Source organism: Lentzea sp. NPDC059081 (assembly GCF_042738015.1).
Taxonomy (GTDB): Bacteria; Actinomycetota; Actinomycetes; order Mycobacteriales; family Pseudonocardiaceae; genus Lentzea.
Window position 1 is genome coordinate 254655 of record NZ_JBHYGW010000001.1, and the last position, 17494, is coordinate 272148.

A 17494-nucleotide genomic window follows, 5' to 3' on the forward strand; every position below is an offset into this window, starting at 1 on the left:
GCACGGAACCACCAAAGGTGACCACGCTGGAAATCAGGGCATCGTCAACGTGGCCATCGCCCGCTCAGTCTCCCAAAACGCCCGAACAGACCGAACCAACCCGTCCTCACCCACGCAGTAAACAAACACACCCTCGGTATCAACCCGAGCCCCACCAGGCAAAAACGCCGAGATCACCCCGACGTTCGCACACTCGGCCCCAGCAGCGAACGAGTCGTGGATCACGAACTCGAACCTCTCGACGCTCGCAATAGCCATGTCCCAAAACGCCGAAATCGCCTCCAGCCCACGATGCCCCTTCCCCTCGGCATCGAACATGGACACCCCAACCGGATCCTCAACCACGGCGTCAGCGGCGAACAACGCCAACCACTCGGATTTGGCCCCCCGAGTGACAGCCGACATGGACCGCCAAGAAGCCACCCGAGCAGGAGTCTCGACCTCAGAGGCCTTCCAGGTAACAGCCGTCACGAGAACTCTCCCAACACCTCGTCGGCGAACCGCCGGAGCCCGTCCTTCTTGGCCTGCAACCCACCGTCGAACCCGACCCCGTAGAACAACCAGGGCACCACGATCACATCGGTGACCCCGATCTCCTCCAGCTGCCGGTACCCGTCGACCCCGAACCGGTCGATGCACACGGCCTGAATCTCGAAGGGGCGCTCAAAAGCGCCGAGATCCCTCAACTGGGCGATGACGGACTGAAGATCCGCGAACTTGATCATCGCCGAGGTCCACCCGTCCCCGGCCCGAGCCGCCCTCTTCAACGCGGCGGTGGTGTGGCCGCCGACGTAGAACGGCACCGGCGAAGTGGGTGCCGGCGACATCTGCAGCCGGTCGAAGTCGAAGTAGTCCCCGTGGTACTCGACCATCCCGCCGCCGAGCACCAGCTTCAACACGTCGATCATCTCGTCCACGCGCGGCCCGCGGTTCTTGAACGGCACCCCGCACCACTCGAACTCCTCCGGCGACCACCCGAGCCCGACGCCGAGCCCGAACCGGTTGCCGGTCAGGTGCGCCACCGACCCGACCTGGCGGGCCAGCAGCAACGGGTTGCGCGACCCCAGCTTCAGGACCTGCGTGTAGAAGTGGATCCGCGAGGTCACCGCTCCCATCGCCGCGGCCGCCACGAACGGGTCCACCCACGGCGTCTCGGGGTTCCACATGCGGGAGCCGTCGGGCGTGTACGGGTAGTCCGCGGACACCTTCTCCGAGAAGAAAAGGGAGTCCGGCAGCGCGATCGACGAGTAGCCGCACTCCTCGGCGCACTGGGCGAGCGACGTCAGCTGGTCGAGCGGGCTCATCGCGATGCCGACGGTGAACTTCATGGCTTCTCCGATCCGACGACCCACATGGCGAAGAACTGCGACCCACCGCCGTACGCGTGCCCGAGCGCGACCCGCGCGCCGTCGACCTGGTGGTCGCCCGCGGTGCCCATGACCTGGTTGGCGGCCTCGGCGAACCGCAGCAGCCCGGACGCGCCGATCGGGTTCGACGAGAGCACGCCACCCGAGGGGTTGACCGGCAGCCGGCCGCCGATCTCGGTCTCGCCCGCCTCGGTGAGCTTCCAGCCCTGCCCGATCTCCGCGAAGCCCAGGTTCTCCAGCCACATCGGCTCGAACCACGAGAACGGCACGTAGATCTCGGCGGCGTCCACTTCGGACAGCGGGTCGGTGATCCCCGCCTGCTTCCACAACGCCCGCGCGCAGTCCTGCCCGGCCTGCGGGTTGACCTGGTCGCGGCCGGCGAACGTGGTGGGCTCGGTGCGCATCGCGGTCGCGCGGATCCAGGCGGCACGCGACGACGTCGGCTCGGCCGAGATCACCACCGCGCAAGCGCCGTCCGACGAGGGACAGGTTTCGTCGTACCGGATCGGGTCCCACAGCATCTTCGACGCCTGCACCGACTCGACGGTGACGTCCGGCTGCTTCAAGTGCGCGTAGGGGTTCAGCGCGCCGTTGCGGCGGTCCTTGGCGGCGACCATCGCGCCGATGTGCTCGGGAGCTCCGGCGCGGCGGATGTAGGCGCGGACGTGCGGCGCGAAGTAGCCACCGGCGCCGGCGTGCACCGGCATCGTGAACGGCGTCGGCACGGACAGCGCCCACATCGCGTTCGACTCCGACTGCTTCTCGAACGCCACGGCGAGCACGCGATCGTGCACTCCGGACTGGACGAGAGACGCCGCCACGTTGCCCGTGCTGCCGCCGACCGAACCGGCGGTGTGCACGCGCAGCAACGGTTTCCCGACGGCGCCCAAAGCGTCCGCGAGGAACAGCTCGGGCATCATCACGCCCTCGAACAGGTCCGGCGCCTTGCCGAGCACCACGGCGTCGATGTCCGGCCAGTCCACGCCCGCGTCGGCCATCGCGCGGTCGATCGCCTCGCGGCACAGACCCGCCATCGACACGTCGAGGCGCTTCGCGGCGTGGTGCGTCTGGCCGGTGCCGACCACAGCTGCCGGTCGCATCTACTCCCGCCCTTCCATCACGCAGACGAGGTTCTGTTGGAGCAGCGGCCCGCTCGTGGCATGACCCAGCACGCGGGAGGCCGTTCCGTCGTGGACCCGGCGGGCCGCCTCACCGATCCGGGCGAGGCCGGCCGAGAACATCGGGTTGCCCGCCAGCACACCGCCGGACGGGTTCACCGACACGTCGTCACCGAGGCCGAGCGCCTGGCGCAGCAGGATCTCCTGGTGCGTGAACGGCGCGTGCAGCTCCGCCACCTCGACGCCTTCGGCCCCGGCCGCCTTGCCCGCCGCCACCGTCGACGGCGACGTCGTGAGATCGCGCGTCCCGAACGACGGCGAGTCGACCCGGTGCTCGAACCCGGTGATCCACGCGGGGCGGGAACACAGCTCCCGCGCACGGTCGCCAGCCGCCAGCACGATGGTCGCAGCACCATCCGTGATGGGCGCGCAGTCGTGCCGGCGCAACGGATGCGCGACGTAGCCGGAAGCGAGCAACGAGTCGACGTCGTAGGAACCCGACAGCTGCGCCAGCGGGTTCGACATCGCGTTGGCACGGCTCTGCGCGGCCACGGACGCCATCGCCCGCTCGTCCCACAGCCCCGCCTCGATGCCCAGCCGGGCCTGGATTCCCGCCAGGCCGATGGTGTCCGGCCACAACGGCGTCACGACGTACGGGTCGAGCTGCATCGCCATCACCCGGCGCAGCTGCCCGGCCGACGACTTGCCGAAGCCGTACACCAGAGCGGTGTCGACCTCGCCGCACTGCAGCTTCACCCACGCCTCGTAGAGCGCCCACGCGGCGTCCATCTCGACGTGCGACTCGGCGATCGGCGGGAACGCGCCGATCGCGTCCACCGCGGAGACGAACGAGAACGCGCGCCCCGCCAGGTAGTCCGAGGAACCCGAGCACCAGAACCCGATGTCGGACTTGGTGAGCCCGAGCCCGCCGAGCACCTCGTGGAAGATCGGCACCAGCATCTCGACACCGTTGGTGGTGCCGTCGGTCTCGCGCACGCAGGGCGTCTGCGCGAAACCGACTACCGCAACCTCACGCATCCGAGCCTCACAGGTGCCGGGAGTAGGAGTCGAACGCCGCGTCCGGCTCGCCGGAGGGCTTGAAGTGGTCGATGTTCTGCATCGTCGGGCCCCACTCCTCGCGCGGCTTCCACACCGCCTCGACGCGCATGCCCATCCGCACGTCCTCGGGCGCGATGCCGAGCAGCAGGTGCAGGAACGGGATGTCCGCGCCGTCGAGCAGCACGTAGGCCGAGACGTACGGGGGCGGGATGCGCTGGCCGAGGAACGGCACGTTGACCACGCAGAACGTCGTGATCGTGCCGCGGTCGGACAGCTCGACCTGATCCGTCGTCGGCACACCGTCGGTGGGGCAGGCCGGGCGTGGCGGGAAGTAGACCTTCTCGCACGCCGGGCAGCGCTGGGCGATCAGCCTGCCCTCCATCAGCCCGCGCAGGAACGGGTCCTCCGTCGGTGACGCGGAGTGCGTGTAGTGCAGGGTGACCGGCGTGATGACCATCGACACGTCCTCCGCGTCGACCGGTGGGTCGGCTGGGGAGTCGGAGAGCTCGAAGCACTCGATGTCGGTGATCGCTCCGACGCGCTCGCCACGCCAGCGTGCCCGCACCCGTGCGCCCGTCGAGATCGCCTCGGGCGAACCGGCGTCCACGGCGTGCAGCAACGACGTGTCCGCGCCGTCGAGCTGGATCAGCGCCCACGCGAACGGCCGGTCGAGCGGCTGACCTTCGAGCGGTTCGGGGATCCACGACCAGCCGCGCACGACACCGGTCGACGCCACGTCGACGAACTCGGACAGCTGCTCCGCCGTCACGGGGTCGTACTCGAGCGGCGGCACGTGCACGCGGCCGTCCGAGCCGCGGATCCCGGTCACCTTCCGGCGGCGCAGATCCGACAGGAAGCGGCCCAGCGTCGGGCCCGTCGAGCGCGTGTAGTCGAAGCCGACGTCCAGTGGAGCACTCAGCGGCTTGGTCACAGATCAAAGTGAAACAGGTTCTCGAAATGGTGGCAAGATGAGTGCATGAAGCTCGGTCTGCAGCTCGGCTACTGGGGCGCTGGTCCGCCCTCGAACGCCGCCGAACTCGTGGCGGCGGCGGAAGAATCCGGCTTCGACGCGGTCTTCGCGGCCGAGGCCTGGGGCTCGGACGCCTTCACTCCGTTGGCGTGGTGGGGATCCGAGACCGAACGGGTGCGGCTCGGCACGTCCGTCGTGCAGATGTCCGCCCGCACACCGGCCGCGTGCGCGATGCACGCACTGACCCTGGACCACTTGTCCGGCGGCCGGTTCGTGCTGGGTCTCGGTGTGTCCGGGCCGCAGGTCGTGGAGGGCTGGTACGGGCGCCCGTTCGCGAAACCCCTGGCCAGGACCAGGGAGTACGTGTCGGTCCTGCGGCAGGTGCTGGCCCGCGAGGCGCCGGTGACCAACGACGGTCCGCACTACCCGTTGCCGTACCGGGGACCTGGCGCGCTCGGGCTGGGCAAGCCGCTCAAGCCCATCACCCATCCGTTGCGCGCCGACCTGCCCATCTGGCTCGGCGCGGAGGGGCCGAGGAACGTCGCGCTGACGTCGGAGATCGCCGACGGCTGGCTCGCCATCTACTACGCGCCGCGCCTCGCCGGCATGTACGACGAGTGGCTGGCGGAGGGGTTCGCCAAAAGCGGCCGGAGCAGGGAGAACTTCGAGGTCGCTGCCACCTGTCAGGTCGTCGTGACGGACGATCCGGTGTCCGTCCGGGCGATGCTGAAGCCGTTCGTCGCGCTGTACATCGGCGGGATGGGCGCGCCGGGGATGAACTTCCACGCCGAGGTGTTCACCCGCATGGGGTACGGCGAAGCGGTGAAGGACATCGGCGCGCTGTTCCAGGCGGGCCGGAAGGACGAGGCGGCGCGGGTGGTCCCGGACGAGCTGGTGGCCGAGATCAGCATCGTCGGCACCGCCGAGCACGTCCGCGAGGAGATCGGCCGGTGGGAGAAGGCGGGCGTCACGATGCTGCTCGTCGGGTGCCGCGACGTTGCCTCGATCAAGGCCGTGTCGGAGGCTTGTCAGTAGGTGAAACGCGTTCTACTTTGAGGGTGTGGTCACTGGACTTTGGAACATCGCCGCGGACCAGCCCGACACCATCGCGCTCGTCGGCCCAGGCGGTCACGAGATCACCTACCGGGAGCTGGCCGAGGCCGCGAACCGGTACGGGCGCGGGTTCCAGGCGCTGGGTCTGGAACCCGGCGACAGCATCGTGCTGATGCTGCCGAACAGCGCCGAGCTGGTGCAGGTGTACTTCGCCGCGTACCAGACCGGTCTGTACGTGGTGATGGCCAACTGGCACCTGACCGGCGCCGAGGTCGCTTACCTCGTGCAGGACAGCGGTGCCAAGGCGTTCGTGGCCCACGAACGGTTCGCGCCGGCCGCCGTGGAGGCGTCGGCGAGCCTGCCGGAGAACGCGCGGTTCGCGGTCGGTGAGATAGCCGGGTTCGAGCCGCTGGTGAAGCTCGGCGAGGGCGAGGAGGGCAGGCCCGACGTCCGCACGACCGGGTCGCCGATGCTCTACACCTCCGGCACCACCGGGCGGCCGAAGGGCGTGCGCAGGCCGCTGACCGGCGCCGACCCCGACGCCGTGCCCGGTTCGGCGCCGTGGTTCTTCGGCATCTTCGGGATCAAGCCGCACGACGGGCACGTGCACCTGTGCGGGTCGCCGCTCTACCACACGGCCGTGCTCAACTTCGTGACCATCTCCATCCAGCTCGGGCACACCGCCGTGCTGATGGACCACTGGTCGCCGGAGGAGATGCTGCGGCTCATCGAGCGGTACGAAGTCACCCACAGCCACATGGTGCCGACCCAGTTCCACCGCCTGCTCGCGCTGCCCGACGACGTGAAGTCCAAGTACGACATGGGATCGCTGCGCGCGATGATCCACGGCGCTGCGCCGTGCCCGCTGGAGGTCAAGCGCAGGATGCTCGACTGGTGGGGGCCGGTCGTCATCGAGTACTACGCGGCGACCGAGGGCGGTGGCACCGCGATCTCCGCGCAGGAGTGGCTGCGCAAGCCGGGATCCGTCGGTCTGCCGTGGCCGACGTCCGAGATCAAGATCCTGGGCGAGGACGGCACCGAGCTGCCGACCGGCGAGCAGGGGCTCGTCTACATGCGGATGGGCGACTCGACCTTCGAGTACCACAAGGACGCCGAGAAGACCCGCGCCGCACGGGTGGGGAAGCTCTTCACGTTGCAGGACATCGGGTACCTGGACGAGGACGGCTACCTGTTCCTGTGCGACCGCAAGAACGACATGATCATCTCCGGCGGGGTGAACATCTACCCGGCGGAGATCGAGGGCGAGCTCATCTGCCACCCCAAGGTCGCGGACGTGGCGGTGTTCGGCGTGCCGCACGCGGACTGGGGCGAGGAGATCAAGGCCGTCGTGCAGCCCGCGGACGGCGTCGAGGGCGACGAGGCGCTGACCGCGGACATCCTCGAGTTCGCCAGGACCCGGCTCGCGAAGTTCAAGCTGCCGCGCACCATCGAGTACATGGCGGAGCTGCCGCGCGACCCGAACGGCAAGCTGTACAAGCGAAAGCTTCGAAACCGTGCGTGACGCCATCAGGATGACGGCCGCCGAGGTCGAGGCGTTCCTGGGTGAGCAGAAGACGTTGATCGTGGCGACCATCGGACGCTCCGGCCTGCCGCACCTCGCGCCGATGTGGTTCGCGTTCGTGGGCGGCGAGCTGGTGTTCTGCACCGACCGCAAGTCGCAGAAGATCGTCAACCTGCGCCGCGACCCGCGCTGCAGCGTGCTGGCCGAGGCGGGGGAGACCTACGACCAGCTGCGCGGCGTGCACATGGAGGGCGTCACCGAGTTCACCGACCTCGGCCCGGTCGTGGACGCCGTGGTGGCGCGCAACCTCGGCGAGGTGGGCGACGACGAGACCGCCCGCGAGGCGATGCGCAAGGCCATGTCGAGGCGCGTCGCCGTGCTCTTCCGTCCGACGCGGACGGCCAGCTGGGACCACCGCAAGACGATGTCGGGAGCGACCCCATGACCCTGAACCGCCGTCAGGTGCTCGCCGGAGCCGGCCTCGCGCTGGCTTCGGGACTGGTCAGACCCGGCTCGGCCGCGGCGGCCGACGAGTTCGACGTCGTGGTCGTCGGGTCCGGCGCGGCCGGCATGACCGCCGCGCTCACCGCGGCGAAACGCGGCCTGAGCTGCGTGGTCCTGGAGAAGGCGCCGACGTTCGGCGGGTCGGCGGCCCGGTCCGGTGCCGGGATCTGGATCCCCAACAACGAGGTCATCCTGGCCGCGGGCGTTCCCGACACCCCCGCCAAGGCCGCGCAGTACCTGGCCGCCGTCGTCGGCGACGTTCCCGTTGCCCGGCAACAGGCCTACCTGGCGCACGGGCCGCAGATGATCTCGTTCGTCCTGCGCAACAGCCCGCTGCGCTTCCGGCACATGGACGGCTACAGCGACTACTACCCGGAGCTGCCCGGCGGTATCGCGCGCGGCCGGTCGATCGAACCGGACGTGCTCGACGGACGGGTGCTGGGCGACGAGCTGGCGCACCTCAACGCGCCCTACCTGGCCGTGCCCGCCGGCATGGTGATCTTCGGCGCCGACTACAAGTGGCTCAACCTCGCCTTGGTCAACGCCAAGGGTGCCGCCACCGCGGCGGCCGCACTGGCCAGGGGCACCGCGGCCGCACTGGCCGGCCAGAAGCCGTTGACGATGGGCCAGGCCCTGGCGGGTGGCCTGCGAGCGGGCCTGATGCAGGCCGGCGTGCCGGTGTGGCTGAACACCGGGCTCGAGGACCTCGTCGTGGAGAACGGTGCCGTGAAGGGCGTGCTGACCTCGCGCGGCGTCGTGCGCGCCCGGCGTGGCGTGATCATGGGTTCCGGCGGCTTCGAGCACAACGCGGCCATGCGCGCCCAGTACCAGCGCCAGCCGATCGGTACTCAGTGGACGGTCGGCGCGAAGGAGAACACCGGCGACGGGCACCGCGCGGGCCAGCGGGCGGGAGCGGCGTTCGACCTGATGGACGACGCCTGGTGGGGACCGGTGATCCCGACGCCCGGCTCGCCGTACTTCTGCCTCGCCGAACGCACCCTCCCCGGTGGACTGATCGTCAACGCGGCCGGCAAGCGGTTCGTCAACGAGGCCGCGCCCTACAGCGACGTCGTGCACGTCATGTACGACAAGAACCCCGCGGACCCGTGCATCCCGTCGTGGCTGATCGTCGACCAGAACTACCGCAACCGGTACCTGTTCGCCGACATCGCGCCGACGCTGCCCCTGCCGGACGGCTGGTACCAGTCCGGCGCGGTGGTGAAGAACTGGACGCTCGACGGCCTGGCCTCCGCGATCGGAGTCCCCGGCGCCGCGCTGAAGGCGACCGTCAGCCGGTTCAACGGCCAGGCCCTGACCGGCCGGGACACCGACCAGCGGCGCGGTGACTCCGCCTACGACCACTACTACACCGACCCGGCGATCATCCCGAACTCCTGCCTCGCCCCGCTGTGGCTGGCGCCGTTCTACGCGTTCAAGATCGTGCCGGGCGACCTCGGCACCAAGGGCGGGCTGGTGACCGACGCACGGGCCCGCGTGCTGCGGCCGGACGGGTCGGTCATCCCCGGCCTGTACGCGGCGGGCAACGTGAGCTCGGCCGTGATGGGGCGGAGCTACGCCGGTGCGGGGTCGACGATCGGGCCGGCGATGACGTTCGGGTACATCGCGGGCAACGACGTCTAGGACTTCGTGCGGGGCCGGCGCGACCGGGGCTTCTCCGGCAGTTCCCACACCGTGACCTGGCCGGTGATCCCGCTGCTGTCCACAGCGGTGACCTCGACCAGGAAGTACCGGCCACCGGGGGTCTGCCCGCACACCCGGCTGCCGGCGACGAGGTTCTCGGCGTCCTGTGTGGACTGTTCGGCCAGGAGGGTCACGCACTCCTTCCGGCCCGGCACGCCGTCGGGGGTCCACTCGGCCAGCCAGTAGCCGGGGTCGCCGTGCAGGCGGCCCGGGGTGAGCGGCCAGAGGTTCGTGCCGGCCATGTCGCGCGGCTGCGCGAGGTCCAGGTGGTAGCTGCCGAACGCCAGCGCGCCGCTGTACCGGACGTCGCCACCGGTGACCGGTGGCGCGGCCGCGGCGGACACCGAGGGCGTGGTGGTGAGCGTCGGGACGGCTGGGACGGTGCCGTCCGGGCGTGCGGCCGAACCGGTGGGCACCGGGCGGGGCGGGGCCACTGTCGTCCTCACGGGAGCGGTCGCGACGACCGGGGGAGCCGGTGACGTGGTCGTGGTGCTCTCCTCCGTGACCGCGCTGGTGACGGATGCGGGCAGGTCCACCGCCTGCTCGTCCGACATGACCAGGTCGGCGACGGCCGCGGAGCCCGCCAGGACGGCGGCCACCGCGGTTCCGCTCACGGTCCAGAGAACCCCGCGCCGCCAACGCCTTCCGGGCCCGCCGACGTTGATCTCGATCGATCCTGCCTGGAACGCCGTGCCGCTGACGTCTCCGCCGAGGTCGTTCTCGGCCGACTGATCGGAGTGCTTCAAGACTGGCCCCTGTTCCCCGCCTCGGGAATCTGATAGCTGCCTGATCGGCCAGTCAACCTCGGATGTTACGGGGACAAACGAATTCGTCGATGAAGTAGTGTTCGTGGTGAACGCACTTCTACCTGGGGGAAGAGTTCATGCGCAGAACAATGCTGTCCTTGTTGATTTCGCTGGTCATGGTGGGCGCGTCACTGACGCACGCACAGGCGTTCGTCACCACGACGACCGTGTCGTTCGTCGCCCACCAGGACGACGACCTGCTGTTCATGAATCCCGACATCGCCTCGGACGTGCAGGCGGGATACAACGTCTGGGTCGTCTACCTGACCGCGGGCGAGGTGCACGACCTCCCCGCGATGCCGTATGCGAACCAGCGCATCGAGGGTGAGCGGGCCGCTTACGCCAAGACCGCGAACGTGCCGAACGCCTGGACGTACGAGGAGATGTGGTTCAACGGCCACCCGGTCGCGACGAACCGGCTCAACGGGACGAACGTGCGCCTCGTCTTCACGTTCGTCCACGCGGCGTCCGGCGGTTGCGACGGCGGCGACCCGCAGGGCGACCTGTACAAGATGCTGGCGGACGGACAGCACCTCGCGCGCCCGATCGACGGACGACCGGCGTACACCAGGGCGTCCTTCGTCGGCATGCTGCGTTCCGTTCTCGAACACGCCAAGCCGGACTACATCCGATCCGGGAGCAGCATCGGCCACCGCGACAGCCCGCGCCGCGACCACGTCGACCACGTCGCCGGCGCGATCCTCACCGCCGAGGCGGACCTGGTGAACGGCACGCGCGACACGTGGATCCGCCGCGACGAGTACACGGCGTACAACAGCGAGAACCAGCCCGAGAACGTGTTCGGGTACTGGAGCGACCGCAAGGTCGAGATCTGGGACCAGTACTGGCCGCACGACCCGAAGGTCGGCCGCAACGACCACGCGTACATGTTCATCCGGCAGATCCGGCCGGAGGGCAGGATCTTCCACCCCGGCACGGCCTGGGTGCCGCCGGGCGACTTCGCCGTGGCGGGCTGTTAGCGCCTGCAGGCTCTAGCGGCCCTTGAACTCCGGCTTGCGCTTCTCGGCGAAGGCGCGAGGGCCTTCCTTCGCGTCTTCGCTGCCGAAGACCTCCATGCCCAGTCGGGCGTCCACTTCGAACGCGTCGTTCTCGTGCATGGCCTCGGTCTCCCGCATGGTCCGCAGGATGTTCCGCACCGCGATCGGCCCGTTGGCCGTGATCAGCGCGGCGAGTTCGAGGGCCTTGTCGAGCGCCTGGCCGTCCGGCACGACGTGACCGATGAGGCCGATCTCCTTGGCTTCCGCTGCCAGGACGTGCCGTCCGGTCAGCAGGAGGTCCGCCGCCACGGTGTAGGGGATCTGGCGGGGCAGCCGGACCGCTGAGCCGCCCATCGGGAACAGGCCCCACCGCGCCTCCGAGACGCCGAACCGCGCGCTCTCGCCGGCGACGCGGATGTCCGTCGCCTGGAGGATCTCCGTGCCGCCGGCGACCGCGGGGCCCTCCACCGCGGCGATGAGCGGTTTCGTCAACCGGCGACCCTTCAGCAGCGGCTCGATGACGGAGAAGTCGAACTTCCCGGCGTTCTCGCTGGGGTGGTTGCGCGTCATGGCCTTCAGGTCCGCGCCCGCGCAGAACGAGCCGCCCGCGCCGGTCAGGACGCACACGCGGACGTCCGGATCGGAGTCCACGCGGTCCCAGGCCTCCTGCATGATCGCGAGCATCGGGCCCGACAACGCGTTGCGCACCTCCGGGCGGTTCATCGTGACCACCAGGACGTTCCCGACCAGGTCCACCAACGCGTGGGGTTCCGTCGTGGTCGTCATTCGCGCGCCTCCTGGATCGAGTCTGACCGCACGGGGGATTGTCGAGAACAGTAACACGTTCTACTTTGCCTGGTATGGCCCTCAACGTCGCAGACCTCGTTGAACACGCCGCCGACACCGTGCCCGACCGGACCGCCCTCGTGTGCGGGACCAAGCGGGTCACCTATGCCGAACTCGAGTCGCGAGCCAACAAACTGGCTCACCACCTGGCAAAGAACGGCGTCACACAGGGTGCGCACGTCGGGCTCTACGCGCGCAACTCCATCGAGCTGGTCGAGGCCATGCTCGCGGTGTACAAGCTGCGTGCCGTGGCCATCAACGTGAACTACCGCTACACCAAGAACGAGTTGCAGTACCTGTTCGGGGAAGCGGACCTGACCGCGCTCGTGCACGAACGGCGGTACGCGCCCTTGGTGGCGGAGGTCGGCGCGCCCGGCCACACCGTCGTGATCGACGACGAGACCGAGGAACCGTTCGACGGCGCGGACTACGAGACGGCGCTCGCGGAGGAGTCCGGCGACCGCGACTTCGAGCCCCGCAGCCCCGACGACCTCTACATCCTCTTCACGGGCGGCACCACCGGCATGCCCAAGGGCGTGATGTGGCGGCACGAGGACGTGTGGCGCACGCTCGGCGGCGGCATCGACTTCGTGACGGGGGAGCGGCTCACCGACGAGTGGCACCAGGCCAAGTCCGGCAAGGACTACGGGATGGTGCGGCTCTGCCTGCCACCGCTGATCCACGGCGCGGCGCAGTGGGCCGTGCTGGGCGCGTTGTTCAGCGGCAGCACCGTCGTGCTGGTGCCGAAGTTCGACCCGGCCGAGGTCTGGCGGGTGATCGAACGGGAGAAGGTCGCCGTCACCGCGATCACCGGCGACGCGATGGGCCGGCCGTTGATCGAGGAGTTCGAGCGCGGCGAGTACGACGCTTCGTCGTTGTTCATCCTCAACAGCAGCGCCGCCCTGTTCTCGTTCCCGGTGAAGCGGAAGTTCCAGGAGCTGCTGCCGCACACGACGTTGCTGGAGTCGATCGGGTCGAGCGAGACCGGGTCCACCGGCATCGGCGCGGTGCCCAAGGAGATCGTGCAGACCGACGGCACCAAGGTGAAGCTCAACGAGGACACCATCGTCATCGACGACGACGGCCACAAGCTCGACCCCGTGCCCGGCGTCATCGGCAAGCTGGCGCGCGGCGGGCACATCCCGCTCGGCTACTACAAGGACCCCGAGAAGACCGCGCGGATGTTCGTCGAGGTCGACGGCAGGCGGTTCACCGTCCCCGGCGACTACGCGAGGTTCGAGGAGGACGGCGACATCACGTTGCTGGGCCGCGGCAGCGCCTGCGTGAACACCGGCGGCGAGAAGGTGTTCCCGGAGGAGGTCGAGTCGGCGCTCAAGTCGCACCCGGACGTGTTCGACGCCCTCGTCATCGGGGTGCCGGACGACCTGCTGGGCCAACGGGTCGGCGCGCTCGTGCAGCCCCGCGACGGCGCCACGCCGACACTGTCCGAACTGGACGCCCACGTCCGCGAGACCCTCGCCGGGTACAAGGTGCCGCGGTCGTTGTGGCTCGTCGACGAGATCGGCCGCACCCCCAGCGGCAAACCCGACTACCAGTGGGCGCAGCGCCACGTGGAGGACCATGCGCACCAGCCTGTGTGACGAGCTCGGCATCGAGCATCCCGTCTTCGGCTTCACGCCGTCCGAGCACGTGGCGGCGGCGATCAGCAGAGCCGGCGGCCTCGGGGTGCTCGGATGCGTGCGGTTCAACGACGCCGAGGACCTCGACCGCGCGTTGACGTGGATGGACGAGAACTGCGACGGCAAGCCCTACGGCGTCGACATCGTCATGCCCGCCACCATCCCCAAGGAGGGCACGCAGGTCGACCTGTCCACGCTGATCCCGCAGTCGCACAAGGACTTCGTGCAGCAGACGCTGCTGAAGCTCGGCGTGCCGCCACTGCCGGAGGGCGAGGGCGGCGAGGGCGTGCTCGGCTGGCTGCACAGCGTCGCCCGCTCGCACGTCGACGTCGCTCTGGAACACCCGATCCGGCTCATCGCCAACGCGCTGGGCTCACCGCCGACCGACGTCATCGAACGGGTCCACGCCGCCGGCGTGCCCGTCGCCGCGCTCGCGGGCAAGGGCGAGCACGCCCGGCGGCACGTGGCCAACGGCGTCGACATCGTGGTGGCCCAGGGCTATGAGGCCGGCGGCCACACCGGTGAGGTCGCGACGATGGTGCTCGTGCCGGAGATCGTCGACGCTGTCGACGTTCCGGTGCTCGCGGCGGGAGGGATCGGGTCGGGACGGCAGGCCGCGGCCGCGATGGCACTGGGCGCCTCCGGCGTGTGGATGGGCTCGTACTGGCTCACCACCGCCGAGTACACGCAGAGCCCGTTGACGCAGAAGGCGTTGCTGGCGGCCGGTTCCAGCGACACCGTCCGCACCCGCATCTACACCGGCAAGCCCGCGCGGCTGCTGAAGACGCGGTGGACCGAGGCGTGGGCGGAACCCGGTGCGCCGGAGCCGTTGCCGATGCCGTTGCAGAACCTGCTCGTCAGCGAGGCGCACCTGCGGATCGCGCGGTCCGACGACCCGTCCGTCGTCTCGATGCCCGTCGGTCAGGTGGTCGGGCGGATGAACGAGGTGCGGCCGGTGGCCGACGTGATGGCGGACCTCCTGCGCGAATACGACGAGACGGTGGAAAGGTTGACGAAACTGGCACGTTGACACGTATCGTGTTGCCGACTTGGGGACGATCTCTTGGGGGCAACACGATGCGAAGACCTGTCTTCGGCGTGCTCTTTTGCGGGCTGCTGTTCGCCACGGCGGTGGCCGGACCGCAGTCCGCGGCCGCCGACCCGTGCCGCTGGATTCCGCACGACCTGCCGCTGCCGGCCGACGCGACGTACTCGGCGACCAGGGGCAGCAGCGAGAGCACCAGGTTCGTCGTCGGCGAGACCCGGATTACCGGGGGCGGCGCCGAGAAGGGCCTGATCTGGGACAACGGGTCGCTGACGCAGATGGCGTCGCCCGGTTCGTCGAACATCGCGATCCACCCGAAGGACGTGAACAACAGCGCCGTCGTCGTCGGCGGACGCGACCACTGGGGCCAGGACAGCCTGCGGGCGTTCCGCTACCGCAACGGCTCCTACGAGCTCCTCGACACGCCCGCCACGCACCACTCCTGGGCGCGGGCCGTCAACAACCTCGGCGACGTCGTCGGCGAGATGTGGCAGAAGGGGTCGGACACCCGCCAGGTCGTCGTCTGGCTCAACGACGGCACCCGCAGGGAGTTCCTGCCCGGCCAGGCCGTCGGCATCAGCGACGACCGCAAGCTCGTGCAGGTCACCGCCTCGTCCGCGGTCGTGATCGACGTGGCGAGCGGGCAGCGGACCGAGCTTCCCGGCGGCCGCACTCCCGCCGTCTTCGACAACGACCGGCTGCTGCACTTCTCGTGGGGCGGCCTGATGGAGTGGACCACCGCCGGGCAGCACGTCGCCACCTGGGAAGGCGGGACGGAGCCGTACGGCAGGACGTCCAGCGGTCACGTCGTCTTCGGCGCGGTCATGGGCACCGCGACGCTGTGGCAGTGGGGCATTCGCTACTCCGTGGACTCGGCGAAGCAGCCGGACGTGCGCTACTACGGCGACATCAGCGACGAGGGCGCGTTGATCGGCACCTACGTGGACCCGGACGGCAGCTCGCATCCCGCGCGGTGGTTCTGGTGCGGATGATGAGGCGCACGAAGGCTTTGGGCGCGCTGTGCGGCGCGCTGGTGATCATCTCGACCGTCGCGGCACCGCACGCCGTGGCCGACCCGTGCCGGTGGATCGCGCACGACCTGCCGTTGCCGGACGGGGCGAGCCGCGCCGAGGCGACCGGCAGCAGCGAGAACAACCGGTTCGTCGTCGGGCAGACGGAAATCGGCGACCGGGCCGCCGAGCACGGACTGCTGTGGGACAACGGCTCCCTGGTCCGGATGGCGTCGCCCGGCTCGTCGACGGTCCCGGTCCGGCCGGCGGACGTGAACAACAGCGGCGTCGTGGTGGGCACCCAGGACCTCTGGGCCGAGGGGCGGTCCGTGGCCTTCCGCTACCGCGACGGCGTCTACGAGATGCTCTACACGCCGAACGACCACAGCACCGCGGCGAAGGCCGTCAACGACCGCGGTGACGTGATCGGCGAACTGTGGCCCAAGGGCCTGCGAGTGAGCGCCAGATCATCATGTGGCCGGTCGACGGTCCCGTGGCGTACTTCGTCGGTCACGCGGCCGTCGGGATCAGCAACGACTTCCGGTCCGTGCAGCTGACCCGGAGTGCGGCGGCCGTGGTCGACCTGGCGAGACCGCGGGTGACCGCCCTGCCCGGCGGGCGCGAGCCGATGGTCTTCGACAACGACCGGGTCCTTTACCCCGGCGGGACCGGGCTGGTGGAGTACGACCTCGACGGCCGGCACGTCGCCACCTGGGAAGGGGGCACGAAACCACTCGGCAGGACGTCCAGCGGTCACGTGGTGTTCGGCTCCGTCGACGGCATCCCGTCGTTGTGGCAGTGGGGCGTCCACTACCCGGTCGACTCCGCCAACCTGCCGGACCCGTCCTACTACGGCGACGTCAGCGACGAGGGCGCGTTGATCGGCACCTACGTCGGCGACGACCTCAGGACCCGGCCGGCCCGCTGGTTCTGGTGCGGCTGATCACCACGCGGCACTGAGCTTCAGGAGCTGGGCGGTCGCCCCGCCCAGCTCGAACTCGGCGCGCTTCGCGGCCGTGAAGTAGCGGTGCACCTCGTGGCTCATGTCGATGCCGGTGCCGCCGTGGACGTGCACCGCCGTGTGTGCCACGCGGTGCCCGGCGTCGGCGGCCCAGAACTTCGCCGTCGCGATCTCCTCGGTCGCGTCGAGGCCTTCCGCGAGCCGCCAGGCCGCCTGCCACAACGTCAGCCGGATGGCCGCCACGTCGACGTAGGCGTCGGCCAGCCGTTGGGCCACGGCCTGGAAGCTGCCGATCGGCCGGTCGAACTGGACGCGGGTCCGCGCGTACTCGGCCGTCAGCTCCAGCGCCCGTTCGCACACGCCGAGCTGGAACGCGCACAGCCCGACCGTGTACCGCGCGGTGAGCCACTCCGGGGTGAGACCGGGAACCTCCTCGCCGCCGGTGAACGCGAACGTGCCCGCGTCCGAGCCGTCGACGAGCTCCTGCCCGGTGACCGAGGCCTGGTCGGCCCGCACGTAGAACACCTGCGAACCCTGTGCCACCAGGAAAGCGGCGGCCTCCGACGCGGCCGGCACGGTGGTCAGCACGCCGTCGGTCTCGACGAGCGCCACGGACAGCACAGTTCCAGGCTCCGACGAGCGCTGCTCAGGCGTTCCGAACGACGCCAGTGCCGTCGTCGCCACGACGGTCGGCAGGTAAGGCACGTCGGACACGGCCCGGCCCAGTTCCACGAGGACGGCGCACTGCTCCAGCACGCCGAGCTCGTCCGGCGACTCGGGCACGACGCCCGACTTCACCAGGTCGAGCCACGGCGTGTCGGACGAGTCGAGGATCTTGCGGGTCAGGGCGGCGAGCTCGCGCTGCGCCTCGGTGAGCGTGAAGTCCACGGCGTC

Annotated in this window: 18 protein-coding genes; 10 read left to right on the top strand and 8 right to left on the bottom strand. The window is 69.9% G+C overall.

Translation table 11 applies throughout. The features are described from left to right. Window positions 1-33: 33 nt before the first annotated feature. Genes ACFWV3_RS01240 through ACFWV3_RS01260 form a run of 5 tightly spaced genes read right to left on the bottom strand, consistent with a single transcriptional unit; the run spans window position 34 to window position 4475 of the window. Complete coding sequence (locus ACFWV3_RS01240) at window positions 34-471, bottom strand: nuclear transport factor 2 family protein (RefSeq protein ID WP_382406888.1); 438 nt, start codon at window positions 469-471, stop codon at window positions 34-36. Then, window positions 468-1328 (bottom strand): TIGR03619 family F420-dependent LLM class oxidoreductase, encoded by an 861-nt coding sequence (locus tag ACFWV3_RS01245; RefSeq protein WP_382406890.1) that lies wholly within the window; start codon window positions 1326-1328, stop codon window positions 468-470. The genes ACFWV3_RS01240 and ACFWV3_RS01245 overlap by 4 nt, the downstream gene beginning before the upstream one ends. Beyond that, a complete protein-coding gene (locus ACFWV3_RS01250; RefSeq protein ID WP_382406892.1) occupies window positions 1325-2467 on the bottom strand; it encodes a thiolase domain-containing protein in 1143 nt (380 codons plus the stop codon). The genes ACFWV3_RS01245 and ACFWV3_RS01250 overlap by 4 nt, the downstream gene beginning before the upstream one ends. After that, window positions 2468-3523 carry a thiolase domain-containing protein gene (locus ACFWV3_RS01255; RefSeq protein WP_382406894.1) on the bottom strand — a complete coding sequence of 352 codons (1056 nt, stop codon included), beginning with the start codon at window positions 3521-3523 and terminating at the stop codon, window positions 2468-2470. 7 nt (window positions 3524-3530) lie between these two features. Then, window positions 3531-4475: a Zn-ribbon domain-containing OB-fold protein gene (locus ACFWV3_RS01260; protein WP_382406896.1), complete on the bottom strand. Its 945-nt coding sequence runs from the start codon at window positions 4473-4475 to the stop codon at window positions 3531-3533. A gap of 45 nt (window positions 4476-4520) precedes the next feature. On the opposite strand from ACFWV3_RS01260, the gene ACFWV3_RS01265 reads away from it, so the two are divergent. Genes ACFWV3_RS01265 through kstD form a run of 4 tightly spaced genes read left to right on the top strand, consistent with a single transcriptional unit; the run spans window position 4521 to window position 9234 of the window. After that, window positions 4521-5549, top strand: coding sequence for an LLM class F420-dependent oxidoreductase (locus ACFWV3_RS01265; protein WP_382406898.1), 1029 nt, complete (start codon window positions 4521-4523; stop codon window positions 5547-5549). A 25-nt stretch (window positions 5550-5574) separates the two neighbouring features. Then, on the top strand, window positions 5575-7089 hold the full coding sequence (locus tag ACFWV3_RS01270) for an acyl-CoA synthetase (protein WP_382406900.1): 1515 nt from the start codon (window positions 5575-5577) through the stop codon (window positions 7087-7089). Further along, window positions 7082-7534, top strand: coding sequence for a pyridoxamine 5'-phosphate oxidase family protein (locus ACFWV3_RS01275; protein WP_382406902.1), 453 nt, complete (start codon window positions 7082-7084; stop codon window positions 7532-7534). Before ACFWV3_RS01270 ends, ACFWV3_RS01275 begins: the two co-directional genes overlap by 8 nt. Beyond that, the gene (gene kstD / locus ACFWV3_RS01280) at window positions 7531-9234 is read left to right on the top strand and encodes a 3-oxosteroid 1-dehydrogenase (protein ID WP_382406904.1); all 1704 of its coding nucleotides are present in this window, start codon (window positions 7531-7533) and stop codon (window positions 9232-9234) included. The genes ACFWV3_RS01275 and kstD overlap by 4 nt, the downstream gene beginning before the upstream one ends. Here kstD and ACFWV3_RS01285 read toward each other — a convergent pair. Next, the gene (locus ACFWV3_RS01285; protein WP_382406906.1) at window positions 9231-10040 is read right to left on the bottom strand and encodes a hypothetical protein; all 810 of its coding nucleotides are present in this window, start codon (window positions 10038-10040) and stop codon (window positions 9231-9233) included. The genes kstD and ACFWV3_RS01285 overlap by 4 nt on opposite strands. 158 nt (window positions 10041-10198) lie before the next feature. Here ACFWV3_RS01285 and ACFWV3_RS01290 point away from each other — a divergent pair, with 158 nt between their 5' ends. Then, window positions 10199-11080 carry a PIG-L family deacetylase gene (locus ACFWV3_RS01290; protein WP_382406908.1) on the top strand — a complete coding sequence of 294 codons (882 nt, stop codon included), beginning with the start codon at window positions 10199-10201 and terminating at the stop codon, window positions 11078-11080. A gap of 12 nt (window positions 11081-11092) precedes the next feature. On the opposite strand, the gene ACFWV3_RS01295 is transcribed toward ACFWV3_RS01290, so the two are convergent. After that, window positions 11093-11884, bottom strand: coding sequence for a crotonase/enoyl-CoA hydratase family protein (locus ACFWV3_RS01295; RefSeq protein ID WP_382406910.1), 792 nt, complete (start codon window positions 11882-11884; stop codon window positions 11093-11095). A gap of 74 nt (window positions 11885-11958) precedes the next feature. Between ACFWV3_RS01295 and ACFWV3_RS01300 the strand changes: the two genes are divergently transcribed. From ACFWV3_RS01300 to ACFWV3_RS01320, 5 genes are read left to right on the top strand one after another with little or no spacing between them, the layout of a single operon-like run. Next, complete coding sequence (locus ACFWV3_RS01300; protein ID WP_382406912.1) at window positions 11959-13545, top strand: acyl-CoA synthetase; 1587 nt, start codon at window positions 11959-11961, stop codon at window positions 13543-13545. Further along, window positions 13526-14614, top strand: coding sequence for an NAD(P)H-dependent flavin oxidoreductase (locus ACFWV3_RS01305; protein ID WP_382406914.1), 1089 nt, complete (start codon window positions 13526-13528; stop codon window positions 14612-14614). Before ACFWV3_RS01300 ends, ACFWV3_RS01305 begins: the two co-directional genes overlap by 20 nt. 47 nt (window positions 14615-14661) lie before the next feature. Beyond that, the gene (locus tag ACFWV3_RS01310; protein WP_382406916.1) at window positions 14662-15621 is read left to right on the top strand and encodes a hypothetical protein; all 960 of its coding nucleotides are present in this window, start codon (window positions 14662-14664) and stop codon (window positions 15619-15621) included. Further along, window positions 15612-16196 carry a hypothetical protein gene (locus ACFWV3_RS01315; RefSeq protein ID WP_382406918.1) on the top strand — a complete coding sequence of 195 codons (585 nt, stop codon included), beginning with the start codon at window positions 15612-15614 and terminating at the stop codon, window positions 16194-16196. Before ACFWV3_RS01310 ends, ACFWV3_RS01315 begins: the two co-directional genes overlap by 10 nt. Continuing rightward, window positions 16187-16582, top strand: coding sequence for a hypothetical protein (locus ACFWV3_RS01320; protein WP_382406920.1), 396 nt, complete (start codon window positions 16187-16189; stop codon window positions 16580-16582). The genes ACFWV3_RS01315 and ACFWV3_RS01320 overlap by 10 nt, the downstream gene beginning before the upstream one ends. Here ACFWV3_RS01320 and ACFWV3_RS01325 read toward each other — a convergent pair whose 3' ends face one another. Next, the gene (locus ACFWV3_RS01325; protein ID WP_382406922.1) at window positions 16583-17488 is read right to left on the bottom strand and encodes an acyl-CoA dehydrogenase family protein; all 906 of its coding nucleotides are present in this window, start codon (window positions 17486-17488) and stop codon (window positions 16583-16585) included. It abuts the gene before it with no gap. Between the last annotated feature and the right edge of the window lie 6 nt (window positions 17489-17494).